Below are 15,769 nucleotides of genomic sequence, written 5' to 3'. Positions count from 1 at the left end.
GGTCATGCTGCTTAAAGAGAGTCAACATAAGCTGGTGAAATTGCCGGCCTGGCGTAGAAGAACGCTGCTGGTGCTGTTGTTGTTGGGTTTTGTATTGTTGCTGGGTCGCGGGTTTTACCTGCAAACCCTGCACAAGGATTATCTGATTAAAAAAGGTGAAGCCTTTTCACGGCGTAAAGTGGAATTGATGCCTCACCGCGGCAAGATTTATGACCGTAACTTCAAGCCATTGGCAATCAGCCTGCCGGTGGAGTCGTTATGGATGAACCCGACCGATGTCAATATCTCGGCGGCGCAGTTGAAGCAAATGGCCAAGTTGCTGGAAATGCGGCCAAAAGAGTTGCAGCAAAAAGTGCAGCAAAAGAAAAAAGAATTTGTATATATCAAACGGAGAGTAGCGCCCGATGTGGCAAAACTGGTGATGGCGATGAAAGTGCCCGGCGTATTCAGTCAGAAAGAATACAAACGCTTCTACCCTGCGGCAGAAGTGGCGGCACATATCGTCGGTTTCACAGGGGTGGATGACACTGGTGTTGAGGGCATGGAGCTCTATCGTAACAGCGTCTTGTCCGGCACTTCCGGCAAGCGCGATTTTGTGCGAGACCGCAAAGGCCATGTGGTTGAAGACCTGGTCGCGATTAAACTGCCACATGATGGCCAGGATCTGGTGTTGAGCATAGACCGCACCGTGCAATATGTAGTGCACCGAGAGTTGTTGCGCGCGGTTGAGAAACATAAAGCCAAAGCAGGTGCCGCAGTGGTACTGGATGCCAAAACCGGCGAAGTGCTGGCGCTGGTAAATATTCCCACCTACAACCCGAATAATCCGGGCAATGTCGCCAGTAAACTGCGTAACTCAGCCATCGTCAATATTTTTGAACCTGGCTCTACCATGAAGCCGGTCACCGCAGCCGCTGCCATGGAATTCGGGCCTTACCAGCCGGATACCAAAATCCAGACCGCACCTGGCTATTTACGCGTAGGCACAGCCACCATTCACGATGCGCACCCTAACCAGATGCTCAGCGTGTCGCAGATCATCCAGAAATCTTCCAACGTCGGCTCGGCCAAAATGGCGCTGGAGCTCAACCGCGAACAGTTATGGAATACCTACATTCAGCTCGGATTTGGCTCGCCGACAAAAATCGGTTTTCCGGGCGAGGCTTCTGGCAAGGTACGCGATTACAAAACCTGGCGTCCTATCGAGCAGGCCACCATGTCTTATGGGCACGGTATCAGCGTGACTTTATTGCAATTGGCTCGTGCCTACACTGTGTTCGCCAATGAAGGCGAATTGCTGCCTGTAACGCTAACCAAACTATCTGAGCCACCAGTAGGCCGTCAGGTATTTTCTGCCAAGGTAGCAAATGCAGTCAAAGATATGCTGGAACTGGTGGTGCAGCCAGGCGGCACCGCATTGAAAGCACAAGTGACCGGTTATCGCGTCGGCGGTAAAACCGGTACTGCGCACAAACTGGGCGCTCATGGCTATGAGCATGACAAATATGTAGGTTCTTTCGTCGGTATGGTGCCCGCTTCTAACCCGCGCCTGATCATGGCGGTGATGATAGACGAGCCAAACAATGGCGAATATTACGGCGGCAGCGTAGCTGCGCCGGTATTCAGTGCTGTCATGAATGATGTATTACGTATGCTGGCGGTTCCTCAGGATGGTAATGCTTTGCCTTTGGCCACACCTGCAGAAGCCGCAGCGGTACCGGAGGCCATGTGAGTAAGTACATTATTCCAGCGCCGGTACACGGGATCACGGCTGATAGCCGCCAGGTAGAGAAGCATGGCTTATTCCTGGCATACCCGGGGCAGCACGGCGATGGCCGCGACTACATTCCGGATGCGATTGCCAAAGGTGCCAATACGATTATCTGGGATAGCCTGGGTTTCGACTGGAATCCGGAGTGGACTGTACACAATATCGCGATTCCAGACCTGAAGTCGCAGGTGGGCCATATTGCGAGCCAATTCTATAAAGACCCGACCGAGCAATTATGGTGCATTGGCGTCACCGGTACCAATGGCAAAACCACTGTTACCCACTGGCTGGCACAGGCTTACCGTTTCCTGCAACGTAAATCGGCAGTGATTGGTACTTTGGGCAACGGTACGCTGGATGATTTGCAACCTACGCAAAACACTACACCAGGCCCGGTCGAGTTACAGAAAATACTAGCCAATTTCTTGCTGGAAGATGTGCAGATGGTCGCCATGGAAGTTTCATCCCATGGCCTTGATCAGGGCCGTGTCAATGGCGTGTCGTTCGATGTTGCTGTATTCACCAATGTCACGCGTGATCATCTTGATTACCACGTCACCATGGAAGCGTATCAGTCGGCCAAGCAAAAATTGTTTGACTGGCAGACGTTATCTGCGGCTGTGATTAATGCAGATGATGCGTTCGGAGTCGAACTGATTGACCGCCTGCGTAAACAGGGCAAGCAGGTGTTGAGTTATGGCATGCAAGAGGCGGATATATGCGCAACAGCCGTCACCATGCATGCGACTGGTTTTGAAATCCAGGTGCGCACACCTCAAGGTAATGGTTTGGTGCAACTGCATGCCTTGGGTCAATTTAATGTTTATAACGTATTGGCTGTGCTTGGGTGTTTGCTGGCCAATGACGTGGCCCTGCCAGCGGCTTTGCAGGCGGTTTCTGGTCTGGTGCCGGTCGCTGGTCGCATGCAGATGTTCGGTGGTGGTGACCTGCCACTGGTTGTGGTGGATTATGCACATACGCCGGACGCGCTGGAAAAAGCCTTGCAGACTTTGCGTATTCAGGCACGCGGAAAACTGAGCTGCGTATTTGGTTGCGGTGGTGACCGCGATGCCGGCAAACGCACTGAAATGGGCCGTATTGCCGGTGCATTGGCTGATAGCGTGGTCGTTACCAATGACAATCCGCGCAGCGAAAATCCTTATGCAATTATTGCTGCCATTTCCGAAGGCCTGACCCGCGAATTCAGCATGGAAACCGACCGTGCCAAAGCAATTGCAATGGCAGTCATGCGTGCAAACAAGGGCGATGTAGTGTTGGTGGCAGGCAAAGGTCATGAGGATTACCAGGAAATACAAGGCATACGCTATCCATTTAGCGATGCCGAGTGGGTGCTGAGTGCGCTGAAAAAGAGGGCGCAATCATGATGACCTTGCAAACCATCGCCAACGTATTGCATGGCACATTACATACGCTGCACGGGCAAAATGCCGAGATTACAGTGACCTCTGTAGATAGCGATAGCCGCCGCGTACAGCCAGGCCAGTTGTTTGTGGCTTTGCCTGGTGAAAAGTTTGATGGACATGATTATTTGCCACAGGTAACCGCATTAGGTGCAGCGGCTGCATTGGTCACACATCCAGTCAAAACCGAGTTGCCAACAATAGAAGTAAAAGATACACGCGTGGCGATGGGCCAGCTGGCGGAATATTGGCGCCAGCATCTTGGCACGCCCATGATTGCGGTCACCGGCAGCAATGGCAAAACCACTACCAAAGAAATGATTGCCGCCATTATGCAAGTACATGTTGGCGGTGCTGACAAGGTATTGGCGACTGCCGGAAACTTTAACAATGATATCGGCATGCCTTTGACGCTGCTGCGCCTGCGTCCTTTTCACCGTATTGCGGTGATCGAGATGGGTATGAACCATCTGGGTGAAATTGATTACCTGACCCGCATCGCCCGCCCGAATGTGGCTGCGATTAACAATGCCGGCACCGCCCATATCGGCGAACTGGGTTCGCGTGAAAATATTGCCAACGCCAAAGGCGAGATTTTTGCCGGACTGGCTGAAGATGGTATTGCAGTGATCAATGCGGATAGCGAGTTTTTCACTTACTGGCGCGGTTTGAATCAACAACGACGTGTGATGACTTTCGGTATGAGTCCTGAAGCTGAAGTTCACGGCGAAATGGTAGCAGGTGAATCATCTTCATTCAGTGTGCATTATCAGAATGAAGGGATTGTTGTGACATTGGCCGTGCCCGGTACACACAACATCATGAACGCTTTAGCTGCCGCTGCTGCCAGCATAGCTGCTGGCGCCAGTCTGCAAGAAGTGGCACAAGGCCTGCAAGGGTTTGGTGGCGTCAAAGGCCGCTTGCAACAAAAAACTGCCGCTAACGGCGCCAAAGTGATTGATGACACTTACAACGCCAATCCTGATTCGATGAAAGCCGCACTCGATGTGTTGCGTAACTACAAACTACGTACCGTATTTGTGATGGGCGATATGGGTGAACTGGGCGATGACGCCGAAGCCATGCATGCCACGGTTGGCAGTTACGCAAAAAATAATGGTATCGATGTGATGTATGCCTTGGGTAATCACACCCAGGCAGCCATTAAAGCCTTTGGCGAGCAAGGCCAGCATTTCGATTCAATAGAAAAATTAATTGCTGCATTACAGGCAAACACATCCGCAGAAGACATCGTACTGGTGAAAGGCTCGCGCTTTATGCAAATGGAGCGGGTAGTCAATGCATTGGTGGAAACACAAGCCGCCGAACTGGTGGGGAAATAGGGAAGCTTATGTTATTGGAATTGGCAAAGTGGTTGTCGTCGGATGTACGTGGTTTCCACGTATTTGATTACATCACGCTGCGCGCCGTGCTGGCAACACTGACGGCACTGGCCATCTCGTTCCTGGTTGGGCCGGCCATGATCCGCAAACTGACTGAATACAAAGTCGGCCAGTCCGTACGTGACGATGGTCCGCAAACACACCTTGTGAAAGCCGGCACACCGACCATGGGGGGCGCGTTGATCCTGGTGGCGATCGCGATTTCCACACTGTTATGGGGCAATCTGCATAACCGGTTTATCTGGGTGGTGTTAATTACCACATTGGGTTTCGGCGCTGTTGGCTGGGTGGATGACTATCGCAAAGTGGTTTACAAAAATCCTAAAGGCTTGTCTGCCAAAGAGAAATATTTCTGGCAAAGCCTGATCGGCTTTGGCGTGGCAGCGTTTTTATACGCAACTTCCACCACGCCGGTTGAAACCACCCTGATCGTACCGTTTTTCAAACACCTGGCACTGCCGTTAGGTGCGGTGGGTTTCATCGTATTAACTTACCTTGTCATCGTCGGCAGCAGCAATGCCGTCAACCTGACCGATGGCCTGGATGGCCTGGCCATTTTGCCTACCGTGATGGTCGCGGCTGCACTGGCGCTGTTCTCATATGTGGCTGGCCACATCGTATTCGCCAAATATCTCGGTATTCCCTATGTTGAAGGCGCCAGTGAGCTGATGGTGTTCTGTGCGGCGATGGCAGGCGCCGGTTTGGGGTTCCTGTGGTTTAACGCCTATCCGGCAGAAGTGTTTATGGGCGACGTCGGTGCGCTGGCACTCGGTGCGGCGTTGGGTGTGGTGGCCGTGGTGGTACGCCAGGAAATTGTGCTGTTCATTATGGGTGGCGTGTTCGTGATCGAGACTTTCTCGGTCGCGGCACAGGTACTGTATTTCAAGTACACCAAGAAAATGACCGGGACCGGCAAGCGTATTTTCCTGATGGCGCCGTTGCACCATCATTATGAGCAAAAAGGCTGGAAAGAGACACAAGTGGTGGTCCGTTTCTGGATCATTACCATGATGCTGGTACTGGTGGGCTTGTCCACCCTGAAACTGAGATAACAAGATAAAGCGGAAATTCTGTCGAGCGTAGAGACAATGAAAAAACAATTTGAACAACAGCGGGTAGGGGTAATAGGACTGGGTGACACCGGCTTCTCTGCTTTGCGCTGGCTGCGTCAAATGGGTGCAGAAGTGGTGATGTTCGACTCACGTTTACATCCACCCGGACAGGACCGTTTGCTGGAAGAATTTCCTGATGTTGAATGCCATCTGGGGCCTTTTAATGCTGCCCTGTTATCCGGCATGGATACCATAGTAACCAGCCCGGGCGTTTCACTGAAAGAGCCCGTGTTGCAACAGCTGATTGCGCAAGGCAAGAACGTGATTGGCGATATTGAGTTGTTTGCGCGTTTCCGAGCCCCGTACGCCAAGGTGATTGGCATCACAGGGTCTAACGGTAAAACCACGGTGACTACCCTGGTCGGTGAAATCTGCAAACAGGCAGGCCTGAACACCATTGTGGCCGGCAACATCGGTGTGCCAGTGCTGGATACGTTGCAAATGACAGCGCCGGATGTGTATGTGCTTGAACTTTCCAGTTTTCAGCTGGAAGCGACACAACAATTACAGATAGACGCAGCGACCATTTTGAACCTGTCCGAAGATCATATGGATAGATATTCCGGCATGGAAGATTACGCACAATCCAAGGCGCGCATTTACCAGCATGCCCGTATCGCGATTGTGAACCGTGATGATCCTGCTAGTGCAGCATTGGCTGGTCAGTTGCCACAGGTTTCATTCGGGGTGAACCCTGCACCAACCATCAATGATTATGGCTTGAATGATCTGGGCTGGTTGTGCGCCGGTCATCGGCATTACATTGAGGCTGATAGCCTGCATATCCGTGGCAAGCACAATATTGCCAATGCGCTTGCAGCGATTGCATTAACGCAGGCGATAGGTATAGATAAAGTATCCATCCTGCATACCGTGCAGTCATTCACAGGTTTGCCACACCGTGTGGAATGGATTGCCAGTATTGAAGACGTCGATTTTTACGATGACTCCAAAGGCACTAACGTGGGTGCGACTACGGCGGCCATCAGCGGCATGCTCAAACAGGGTAAACCACAAAAAGTGGTGCTAATCGCGGGTGGCGATGGCAAAGGCCAGGATTTCAGCCCGTTGCGGGATGCCGTTATCCAGCATGCCAGGGCAGTCGTACTGATCGGGCGTGACGGGCCAAAAATTCAGCAGGTCTTGCAAGATATTCAAGTGCCGGTAGTGGATGCAGTCGACCTGACCGCTGCCGTGCATATCGCAAAAACGCTGGCGGAACCTGGTGACGCGGTATTGCTGTCACCTGCCTGCGCCAGTTTTGATATGTTCAGGAATTATGAGCATAGAGCGCAGGTATTTGTTGAGGCGGTCAAAGCCATGGAGGACGCATGCTTAGTCCGCTAATGATGACGCGCTACAACTCGCCCAGTTACGACTTGTCGCTGGTTTGGGTAGTGCTGTCATTACTGGCATTCGGTATGGTGATGGTCTATTCCGCCTCAATCGCCTACGCCGATGCAAGCAAGATGTTTGGGCACAACAGCACTTATTTCCTGATGCGCCAGGCCTTGTATGTGGCTGTTGGGCTAGTAGCCGCCGTCGTTGTATTCCAGGTGCCTATGGCCTGGTGGCAGAAAATGTCGCCTTATCTGTTCGTGTTCGGCATCGTGTTGCTGGTGCTGGTGTTGATTCCCGGCATCGGCAAAGTGGTCAACGGCAGCCGCCGCTGGATCTCATTGCTGGTCATGAACCTGCAACCTTCGGAATTAATGAAGCTGTTTATTGCCATGTATGCCTCTGATTATGCGATCCGCAAGGCCAGCAATATGCACAGCTTTACCAAAGGCTTTTTGCCTATGCTGGGTGTGATGGTATTCGTCGGCGTGCTGCTGTTACGCGAACCGGATTTTGGCGCATTTGCGGTGACCGCTTCGATTGCGTTTTCCATCATGTGGCTGGGTGGCGTGCATATCAAAATATTTCTTGCCATGCTAGGCGCACTGCCGCTGGCGGTGGTGGGATTGGTCGTGATGGAACCTTACCGCCTGGAGCGTATGAAAGGTTTCCTGAATCCTTTTGATGACCCGTTTGATACCGGTTACCAGCTGTCGCACGCGTTGATTGCTTTTGGCCGGGGTGAATTCTGGGGGGTAGGCCTGGGCGGCAGTGTTGAAAAATTATTGTACCTGCCGGAAGCACATACCGATTTCCTGCTGGCAGTGGTGGCGGAAGAGCTCGGTTATGTCGGTGTGATGGTGGTCGTGCTGCTATTTGCATGGCTGGTGATCCGCGCATTCAGTATCGCCAAGGAAGCGGTAGCAAATGAGCGTTATTACGCTGCATTGCTGGCACAGGGGATCGGCGTCTGGATGGGTGTGCAAGGTTTTATCAATATGGGCGTGAACATGGGTTTACTGCCAACTAAAGGCTTGACGCTGCCACTACTTTCTTATGGCGGTAGCGGCATCCTGGCTAACTGCATTGCCTTATCTGTGCTGTTACGCATCGATTTTGAGAACAGACGTTTGCAGAAAGGGCTGCAAACATGAGCCGCAATTACACATTGATGGTGATGGCTGGTGGCACTGGGGGGCATGTCTATCCTGCAATTGCAGTGGCTGATGCTTTGCACGCGCAAGGCTGGAAGATCGTATGGCTGGCGACTGAAGGCGGTATGGAAAATCGTCTGATTGCCGGCAAGCCTTATGAAAAAGCCATGATGACCATGCAAGGGGTGCGTGGCAAAGGTCTGCAAGGCTGGCTGACTTTACCGGTGAAGTTGTCACGCGCATTTGCACAGGCTAAAAGCGCGATAAGCCAGCATCAACCCGATGTGGTGTTGGGCATGGGTGGTTTTGCGGCATTCCCTGGCGGCGTGATGGCGAAAATGGCAGGCATTCCGCTGGTGATTCATGAGCAAAATTCTGTCGCCGGATTGACCAACAAGGTATTAGCCAGCATTGCAAACCGGGTGTTGACCGGGTTTCCCAATGCACTGGGTAAAAAAGGCGAAACGGTTGGTAATCCTGTGCGTGAAGAGATTACCACCTTGCAGGTGCCGGAATTGCGTTTTGCAGATCATCATGGTGTGTTACGCGTACTGGTTGTGGGTGGCAGTCTGGGGGCCGCGGCATTGAATACGTTGTTGCCAAAAGCCTTTGCCCAATTGCCGCACAATATGCGGCCACAGATTATTCATCAGGCGGGTGAAAAACATATTGAAGCACTGAAAAAAGCCTATGCAGAAGCCGGCGTTGCAGCTGATTGCCGCGCATTTATCCAGGATATGGCTGAGGTGTATGCCTGGGCTGACCTGGTAATTTGCCGTGCCGGGGCATTAACGATTGCCGAGCTGGCGAATGTAGGGGCTGCCAGCATTCTGGTGCCATTCCCGTTTGCGGTGGATGACCACCAAACCACCAATGCAGCCTATCTGCAACAGGCAGGCGCCGCGTTACTGATCCAGCAAAGAGACCTGGATGTAAGTCAGCTGGCGAATACCTTGCAAGCGCTGGACCGTAATATCTGTCTGGTGATGGCGCAAAAGGCACGTGCCCTGGCACGGCCACAAGCCACACAACAAGTGGCAGAAATTTGCCAGCAGCTGGCAACAGCAAATACAAATGAGAAACAACGAGCAGCATGAAACATAAAGTCAAAAAAATTCATTTTGTCGGCATAGGCGGTTCTGGCATGAGCGGGATTGCCGAGGTATTGCTCAACCTTGGCTTTGAGATCAGCGGCTCAGACCTGGCCAGCAATGCGACTACCAAACGCTTGCAAGGCTTTGGTGCCAAGGTGTACCAGGGGCATGCGACCGAACACTTGGGTGATGCCGATGTAGTGGTGGTGTCCAGTGCAATTAACGAAGAGAACCCGGAAATTATCGCGGCCCGCGCACGCAAGGTCGCGGTGATTCCACGTGCACTGATGCTTGCCGAACTGATGCGCTTCAAGCAGGGCATTGCCGTAGCAGGTACGCATGGCAAAACCACGACCACAAGCCTGATTGCCAGCATTCTGGCTGAAGCAGACATGGACCCGACCTTTGTCATTGGTGGCAAGCTGGAAGCAGCCAGTGCCAACGCCAAACTGGGTACGGGTGAATGGATAGTGGTTGAGGCAGATGAATCTGATGCGTCCTTCCTGCACCTGAATCCGGTGCTTGCTGTGGTCACCAATATTGACCAGGACCACATGGATACCTATGAGCATAGCTTCGACAAGTTGAAAACGGCGTTTGTTGAATTTTTGCAGCAAATCCCATTCTGGGGCATGGCCGTGATGTGCATTGACGATGCCAATGTGCGTGAAATCCTGCCGCGCGTCACACGTCCGGTGACTACTTATGGCACCCATGAAGATGCCAGTATCCGTGCTGAAAACATCGTCGCTGATGGCGGCAAAATGCATTTCACGCTGATCCGCAAAAACGGCACGACGGTACGCAATGAAGTCACCCTCAATCTGCCAGGGCATCACTATGTGTTGAATGCACTGGCGGCGATTGCGATTGCGACAGAATTGAATGTGCCGGATGCGGCCATCCTGAAAGCACTGGCCGAGTTCAGGGGCGTAGGTCGCAGGTTTGAGCGCTATGGCGAAATCCCGGTTGCCGATGGTCATGTGACTCTGATTGATGATTACGGTCACCACCCGGTTGAAATGCAGGCTGTAATAGCTGCCGCACGTGGTGCGTTTCCGGAGCGTCGCCTGGTGCTGGCTTTCCAGCCGCATCGCTATACCCGCACCCGCGACTGCTTCGAGGATTTCGTCAAGGTATTGTCAACTGTTGATGCGTTGTTGCTGACAGAAGTGTATTCGGCTGGCGAAGCGCCGATTGTCGCGGCTGACACCCGCAGCCTGATCCGTGCCATCCGTGTGAACGGCAAGGTAGAACCAAGATTTGTGGAAACCACAGATGAGTTGCCGGCGACCATACTGGATAGCGTGCAGGCGGGAGATGTGGTGGTCGTGATGGGCGCCGGCAATATCGGTAACGTCGCGGCCAAAACGCGGGAGCTGGCGACGCGATGAGCGCAACAGGGTTAAAAGTGCTGCAGCACGAACCGCTCACTCGCTACACCAGCTGGCGCGTGGGTGGCGAGGCTGACCAGCTGGTGCTGGCCGATAATGTCGAGCACCTGCAGCAATTCCTGCAAAAGTTGCCGGCGGATGAGCCGCTGACCTTTATTGGCTTGGGCAGCAACCTGCTGGTACGGGACGGTGGTGTGCGTGGCACGGTAGTGGTCATGCATCAGGCCTTGCAGCAACTTGAAATGCAAGGCGAACGGGTATATGCCGATGCCGGTGTTACCTGCGCCAAGCTGGCACGTTTTGCTGCCAGCCACAATCGCGCTGGTGCCGAATTTATGGCGGGTATCCCCGGAACGGTAGGCGGTGCGCTTGCGATGAACGCCGGTTGTTATGGTGGCGAAACCTGGCAATGGGTAGATCAGGTAAAAACCATACATCGCAGTGGCGCGGTACAAGTGCGAAATCGTGCTGACTATGCGCCTGCCTATCGCCACGTAACACACCCCGTGGCAGATGAATGGTTTCTGGGCGGCTGGTTTGCTATCCCGCAAGGTGATGGCAAAACTTCTGCCGAACAGATCAAACAGTTGCTGGCAAAACGTCTGGCGAGCCAGCCGCTGAACATGCCGAGCGCAGGATCCACTTTCCGCAATCCGGAAGGCGATTTTGCGGCACGCTTGATTGAAGTATCTGGCTTGAAAGGCGCCATCATTGGTGGTGCACAGGTTTCAGAAAAGCATGCCAATTTCATCGTGAATTTGGGCAATGCGAGCGCAGCAGATATTGAAGCATTGATAGAGCGTGTCAAAACCACCGTGCATGAAAAGCAGGGCGTGGAATTGATACAGGAAGTGAAAGTCATTGGGGAAAGCGTTTTAAAAGCATGAGTGCAGCACAGCAAAAATTTGGCAAGGTAGCCGTGTTATTCGGTGGACGTTCTGGCGAGCGTGAAGTGTCGCTGAAAAGCGGCTCTGCGGTGTTGGCCGCCTTACAGCGTCAGGGTGTCGATGCGCATGCATTCGATCCGGCCACGCAAGAATTGTCTGCCTTGAAAGGGTATGACCGCGCCTTTATCGCCTTGCACGGCCGCTTTGGTGAAGACGGCACCATACAGGGTGCATTGGAACTGATGGATATCCCTTATACCGGCAGCGGCGTCATGGCATCTGCGCTCGGTATGGATAAATGGCGTACCAAATTGCTGTGGACAGCTGCTGGTGTAGTAACCCCTGATTTTGTGCTGATGGATGAATCCACAACTACCGAGGAAGTCGTCGCGACGCTGGGATTGCCCGTCTTTGTGAAACCTGCCAACGAAGGTTCAAGCATAGGCGTGAGCAAGGTCAAGCAGGCTGCCGAACTGGCTGCGGCTTATACCCTGGCTAAAGCCTCTGATCCCCTGGTGATTGCCGAACAGTTTGTTGGTGGTGGTGAGTACACCGTTGGCATTCTCGGCGATACCGCGTTGCCGGTGATAAGGATTGTGCCGAAAAACGAATACTACGATTACGAAGCCAAGTACCTGCGTGACGATACCGAATACCGTTGCCCGAGTGGCTTGTCTGCTGCACAGGAAGCGCAGATCCAGGCAGAAGCTTTGCAGGCGTTCAGGGTGCTTGGTTGCAGTGGCTGGGGCCGCGTGGACTTTTTGATGGATGAGGCGGGAAAACATTATTTCCTGGAAGTAAATACCAGCCCGGGCATGACAGACCACAGCCTGGTGCCGATGGCAGCCAAAGCGGCTGGGCTGGATTTTGATGCACTGGTCATAAACATTTTGCAGCAAACATTGAAGGCCTCAAACGGGAACGCATAGACGATGTGGCATAGACCGACATTGCTGAACTGGACTGCCAATCTGCTGTTTTCACTGGCAGTGGTGCTGATGCTATACGCCTTATTGTTTGTGGTGTTGCATCTGCCTATCTTCCCGGTCAAGCATGTGCAGGTTGAAGGCAATCTGGATCATGTCAATCACGAGCAGATTCAACTGATTGTCAGCAAATATTTAAAAGGTAATTTTTACACACTGGATCTGCAACGCACCCGCACCGCGTTCGAGAAGCTGCCATGGGCGCGCAAGGTCAGTGTCCGTCGCCAATGGCCTGACACCATTGTGGTTCAGATTGAAGAGCATCAGGCCATTGGCCGCTGGGGTGGGGTGGCATTGGTGAACCGCCATGGTGAATTATTCCAGGCAGCCTCTGATGAGCAATTGCCGGTGTTCTATGGCCCGGGTGATGCGGTGAAAGAACTCGCGCAAGGTTATGCCAGTTTTGCGCAGACATTGTCAGTGACCTCATTGCAGATTCAGCAATTGAGCTTGTCGTCACGACGCGCCTGGGAGATCAAGACCGCTGATAAACGGCAAATGATGCTGGGACGTGAAGCAGCTAAACAACGGTTACAACAATTTGTAGCAGCCTACACCCAGCAGCCGGCGATCGCTGAAAGTGACTGGCGGTATGCAGATTTACGCTATCCAAATGGCTTTGCGTTGCGTATGCCACGCAACGGAGCCTGATAAGAAATTGCCTGAAGCAAGATGTGCAAGGAAATGAAATGAGTAGAGCAAGAGAAGATAAAAATTTAATCGTGGGCCTGGATATCGGCACCTCCAAGATCGTGGCCATCGCGGCCGAGATTTTGCCAGAAGGCACCTTGAAGGTGATTGGCGTTGGTCAGCATGCTTCACGCGGCCTGAAAAAAGGCGTGGTGGTGAATATCGACTCCACCATGCAAGCGATTCAGCGCGCAATTGAAGAAGTCGAGCTGATGGCTGACTGCAAAATCAACACCGTGTATTCAGGGATTGCCGGCAGCCATATCAAAAGCCTGAACTCACACGGCATGGTGAAAATCAAGGAAAGCGAAGTTTCGCAAAGCGATATTGACCGCGTGGTCGATACTGCCCGTGCGATTGCCTTGCCAGCGGATCAGCAGATCCTGCATATCCTGACCCAGGAATTTATTATCGATGGCCAGGAAGACGTGCGCGAGCCATTGGGTATGAGCGGCATCCGCCTAGAAGTGCGTGTGCATATCGTGACCGGCGCGATTGCGGCGGCACAGAATATCGTCAAGTGTATCAAGCGCTGCGGCCTGGAAGTGAGCGACCTGATTCTGCAACCACTGGCTTCCAGCGAATCTGTACTGACCGAAGATGAAAAAGAATTAGGGGTTTGCCTGGTAGATATCGGTGGCGGCACGACTGACATCGCCGTGTTTAAAAATGGCGCCATCCGCCATACCGCGGTGATACCGATTGCCGGTGACCAGATTACCAATGACATCGCGGTGGCCTTGCGTACTCCCACGCAGTCAGCGGAAGAAATCAAGGTCAAACATGGCTGTGCCTTGCGTCAATTGGCGGACCCGCGTGAAGTGGTTGAAGTACAGGCGGTTGATGGCCGTGAGCCGCGTCAATTGTCATGCCAGGCATTGACTGAGGTGATTGAAGACCGCGTCGAAGAGATTTACGAGTTTGTACAGCAGGAACTGCGCCGCAGTGGTATGGAATCCATGATCGCTTCCGGGATTGTGATTACCGGTGGCGCTGCACAAATGCGCGGCATGGTGGAGCTGGGCGAAGAGATTTTCCACACACCGGTGCGCCTCGGTATCCCGCGCTATGTGGAAGGTTTATCTGAGGTGGTGGGTAATCCTCGCTATGCCACCGGTATTGGCCTGTTGCTGATGGCTAAGCAGCAGGTGGAAAAGCAAATGGTGGGGAATCTGCAGTCTGGCTCGGTGGGCAGGTTGCTTGAGAGAATGAAAAGTTGGTTTACAGGTAATTTCTAGTTTTTGGGTAATTTTTAACTGTGTTTAGGGCGAGTGTGCGGGGCAACCCAATCCTCAAAAGTTAGGCAAATGGAGAGTGAATGATGATTGAAATTTTTGACAAAGAGAACGAAGGTGCAGTAATCAAGGTAATTGGTGTGGGTGGTTGCGGTGGTAACGCCGTTGAGCACATGATGACCAAGATGGTGCCGGGCGTAGAGTTTATTTGCGCTAATACGGATATGCAGGCTTTGAAAAAGAGCAATGCCAAAGTGGTACTGCAAATTGGTGCCGATATCACCAAGGGTCTAGGTGCTGGTGCCAAGCCGGAAATCGGACGTGAAGCCGCACTGGAAGACCGTGACAGCATCGCGGAAACTATTGATGGTGCCGACATGCTGTTTATCACTGCAGGGATGGGTGGCGGTACCGGTACCGGCGCGGCCCCTATCATCGCGGAAGTCGCACGTGAAATGGGCATCCTGACCGTTGCTGTGGTGACCAAGCCGTTTGCTTTCGAAGGCAAGCGTGCAAAAGTTGCACAAGAGGGTTTGGAAGAACTTTCCCAGTACGTTGACTCTCTGATTGTTATCCCTAACGAAAAGCTGATGGATGTGTTGGGTGAAGATGTAACCGTGATGGAAGCGTATCGTGCAGCTAATGACGTGTTGCAAAATGCGGTGTCCGGTATTGCCGAAATCATCAACTGCCCGGGTACCGTGAACGTTGACTTTGCTGACGTACGCACCGTGATGTCTGAAATGGGTATGGCAATGATGGGTTCCGCTGAAGCAACTGGCCCTAACCGTGCCCGTATCGCGGCTGAACAAGCAGTAGCCAGCCCGTTGCTGGAAGATGTTAACCTGGCCAATGCACGTGGTGTATTGGTCAATATTACCGCCAGCAGCAGCTTCAAAATGCGTGAATACTATGATGTGATGAACACTATCAAAGAATTCACGGCAGAAGATGCGACCGTGATTATCGGTAACGTGATTGACGAAGAAATGGCTGATAACCTGCGTGTGACCATGGTTGCCACCGGCTTGAACGGCTCCATCGGCAAGCGTCAGGCGAAACCTGAGTTAAAAGTCATGACGACGACTACACTGCGTGACGGTACTACTAACCAGCCTATTTTCCAGAATACAGTTGAGGAAGATGAGCCGGCAGTATTTACCAGCAACAGCCGTCGTGCACAGGTTGAAGCCATGAAGAATTCCGGTATTGAAGAATATGATATTCCGGCTTTCCTGCGTAAGCAGGCTGATTAACCTTCAGGCAGTGATTGCTTGTCGGTTT

The 15,769-nt window shown here is 52.7% G+C and carries 13 protein-coding genes; all 13 read left to right on the top strand.

Annotation, left to right across the window (positions count from 1 at the left end):
• Nucleotides 1–4 precede the first annotated feature (4 nt).
• The 13 genes from ASG34_RS06355 (at nucleotide 5) to ftsZ (ending at nucleotide 15,741) form a co-directional block, all read left to right on the top strand.
• Complete coding sequence (locus ASG34_RS06355) at nucleotides 5–1,732, top strand: peptidoglycan D,D-transpeptidase FtsI family protein (protein ID WP_055828229.1); 1,728 nt, start codon at nucleotides 5–7, stop codon at nucleotides 1,730–1,732.
• The gene (locus ASG34_RS06350; RefSeq protein ID WP_055828226.1) at nucleotides 1,729–3,156 is read left to right on the top strand and encodes a UDP-N-acetylmuramoyl-L-alanyl-D-glutamate--2,6-diaminopimelate ligase; all 1,428 of its coding nucleotides are present in this window, start codon (nucleotides 1,729–1,731) and stop codon (nucleotides 3,154–3,156) included. The genes ASG34_RS06355 and ASG34_RS06350 overlap by 4 nt, the downstream gene beginning before the upstream one ends.
• Entirely contained in the window at nucleotides 3,153–4,535 is a 1,383-nt protein-coding gene (locus ASG34_RS06345) for a UDP-N-acetylmuramoyl-tripeptide--D-alanyl-D-alanine ligase (RefSeq protein WP_055828224.1), read from the top strand. Before ASG34_RS06350 ends, ASG34_RS06345 begins: the two co-directional genes overlap by 4 nt.
• An 8-nt stretch (nucleotides 4,536–4,543) precedes the next feature.
• Entirely contained in the window at nucleotides 4,544–5,647 is a 1,104-nt protein-coding gene (gene mraY / locus ASG34_RS06340; protein WP_055828222.1) for a phospho-N-acetylmuramoyl-pentapeptide-transferase, read from the top strand.
• Nucleotides 5,648–5,683: 36 nt separating this feature from the next.
• Nucleotides 5,684–7,054 (top strand): UDP-N-acetylmuramoyl-L-alanine--D-glutamate ligase, encoded by a 1,371-nt coding sequence (gene murD / locus ASG34_RS06335; RefSeq protein ID WP_055828218.1) that lies wholly within the window; start codon nucleotides 5,684–5,686, stop codon nucleotides 7,052–7,054.
• Entirely contained in the window at nucleotides 7,039–8,199 is a 1,161-nt protein-coding gene (gene ftsW, locus ASG34_RS06330) for a putative lipid II flippase FtsW (protein WP_055828215.1), read from the top strand. The genes murD and ftsW overlap by 16 nt, the downstream gene beginning before the upstream one ends.
• A complete protein-coding gene (gene murG / locus ASG34_RS06325) occupies nucleotides 8,196–9,296 on the top strand; it encodes an undecaprenyldiphospho-muramoylpentapeptide beta-N-acetylglucosaminyltransferase (RefSeq protein WP_055828212.1) in 1,101 nt (366 codons plus the stop codon). Before ftsW ends, murG begins: the two co-directional genes overlap by 4 nt.
• Complete coding sequence (murC, locus tag ASG34_RS06320; protein WP_055828204.1) at nucleotides 9,293–10,687, top strand: UDP-N-acetylmuramate--L-alanine ligase; 1,395 nt, start codon at nucleotides 9,293–9,295, stop codon at nucleotides 10,685–10,687. Before murG ends, murC begins: the two co-directional genes overlap by 4 nt.
• On the top strand, nucleotides 10,684–11,574 hold the full coding sequence (gene murB / locus ASG34_RS06315; protein WP_055828200.1) for a UDP-N-acetylmuramate dehydrogenase: 891 nt from the start codon (nucleotides 10,684–10,686) through the stop codon (nucleotides 11,572–11,574). Before murC ends, murB begins: the two co-directional genes overlap by 4 nt.
• The gene (locus tag ASG34_RS06310; protein WP_055828197.1) at nucleotides 11,571–12,503 is read left to right on the top strand and encodes a D-alanine--D-alanine ligase; all 933 of its coding nucleotides are present in this window, start codon (nucleotides 11,571–11,573) and stop codon (nucleotides 12,501–12,503) included. Before murB ends, ASG34_RS06310 begins: the two co-directional genes overlap by 4 nt.
• 3 nt (nucleotides 12,504–12,506) lie before the next feature.
• A complete protein-coding gene (locus ASG34_RS06305) occupies nucleotides 12,507–13,211 on the top strand; it encodes a cell division protein FtsQ/DivIB (protein ID WP_055828194.1) in 705 nt (234 codons plus the stop codon).
• Nucleotides 13,212–13,249: 38 nt separating this feature from the next.
• Nucleotides 13,250–14,488 (top strand): cell division protein FtsA, encoded by a 1,239-nt coding sequence (gene ftsA / locus ASG34_RS06300; RefSeq protein WP_055828192.1) that lies wholly within the window; start codon nucleotides 13,250–13,252, stop codon nucleotides 14,486–14,488.
• An 83-nt stretch (nucleotides 14,489–14,571) separates the two neighbouring features.
• Nucleotides 14,572–15,741, top strand: coding sequence for a cell division protein FtsZ (ftsZ, locus tag ASG34_RS06295; RefSeq protein WP_055829113.1), 1,170 nt, complete (start codon nucleotides 14,572–14,574; stop codon nucleotides 15,739–15,741).
• The last annotated feature ends 28 nt before the right edge of the window (nucleotides 15,742–15,769 follow it).

The organism is Methylophilus sp. Leaf416 (assembly GCF_001424665.1).
Classification (GTDB): domain Bacteria; phylum Pseudomonadota; class Gammaproteobacteria; order Burkholderiales; family Methylophilaceae; genus Methylophilus.
This window is presented reverse-complemented; position numbering and strand designations above follow the sequence as displayed.

What these genes read in the sequence shown, in the direction of transcription:
- ASG34_RS06355 (WP_055828229.1), top strand. Translation starts at nt 5, where the DNA reads ATGCTGCTTAAAGAGAGTCAACATAAGCTGGTGAAATTGCCGGCCTGG.
- ASG34_RS06345 (WP_055828224.1), top strand. Translation starts at nt 3,153, where the DNA reads ATGATGACCTTGCAAACCATCGCCAACGTATTGCATGGCACATTACAT.
- mraY (WP_055828222.1), top strand. Translation starts at nt 4,544, where the DNA reads ATGTTATTGGAATTGGCAAAGTGGTTGTCGTCGGATGTACGTGGTTTC.
- murD (WP_055828218.1), top strand. Translation starts at nt 5,684, where the DNA reads ATGAAAAAACAATTTGAACAACAGCGGGTAGGGGTAATAGGACTGGGT.
- ftsW (WP_055828215.1), top strand. Translation starts at nt 7,039, where the DNA reads ATGCTTAGTCCGCTAATGATGACGCGCTACAACTCGCCCAGTTACGAC.
- murG (WP_055828212.1), top strand. Translation starts at nt 8,196, where the DNA reads ATGAGCCGCAATTACACATTGATGGTGATGGCTGGTGGCACTGGGGGG.
- murC (WP_055828204.1), top strand. Translation starts at nt 9,293, where the DNA reads ATGAAACATAAAGTCAAAAAAATTCATTTTGTCGGCATAGGCGGTTCT.
- murB (WP_055828200.1), top strand. Translation starts at nt 10,684, where the DNA reads ATGAGCGCAACAGGGTTAAAAGTGCTGCAGCACGAACCGCTCACTCGC.
- ASG34_RS06310 (WP_055828197.1), top strand. Translation starts at nt 11,571, where the DNA reads ATGAGTGCAGCACAGCAAAAATTTGGCAAGGTAGCCGTGTTATTCGGT.
- ASG34_RS06305 (WP_055828194.1), top strand. Translation starts at nt 12,507, where the DNA reads ATGTGGCATAGACCGACATTGCTGAACTGGACTGCCAATCTGCTGTTT.
- ftsA (WP_055828192.1), top strand. Translation starts at nt 13,250, where the DNA reads ATGAGTAGAGCAAGAGAAGATAAAAATTTAATCGTGGGCCTGGATATC.
- ftsZ (WP_055829113.1), top strand. Translation starts at nt 14,572, where the DNA reads ATGATTGAAATTTTTGACAAAGAGAACGAAGGTGCAGTAATCAAGGTA.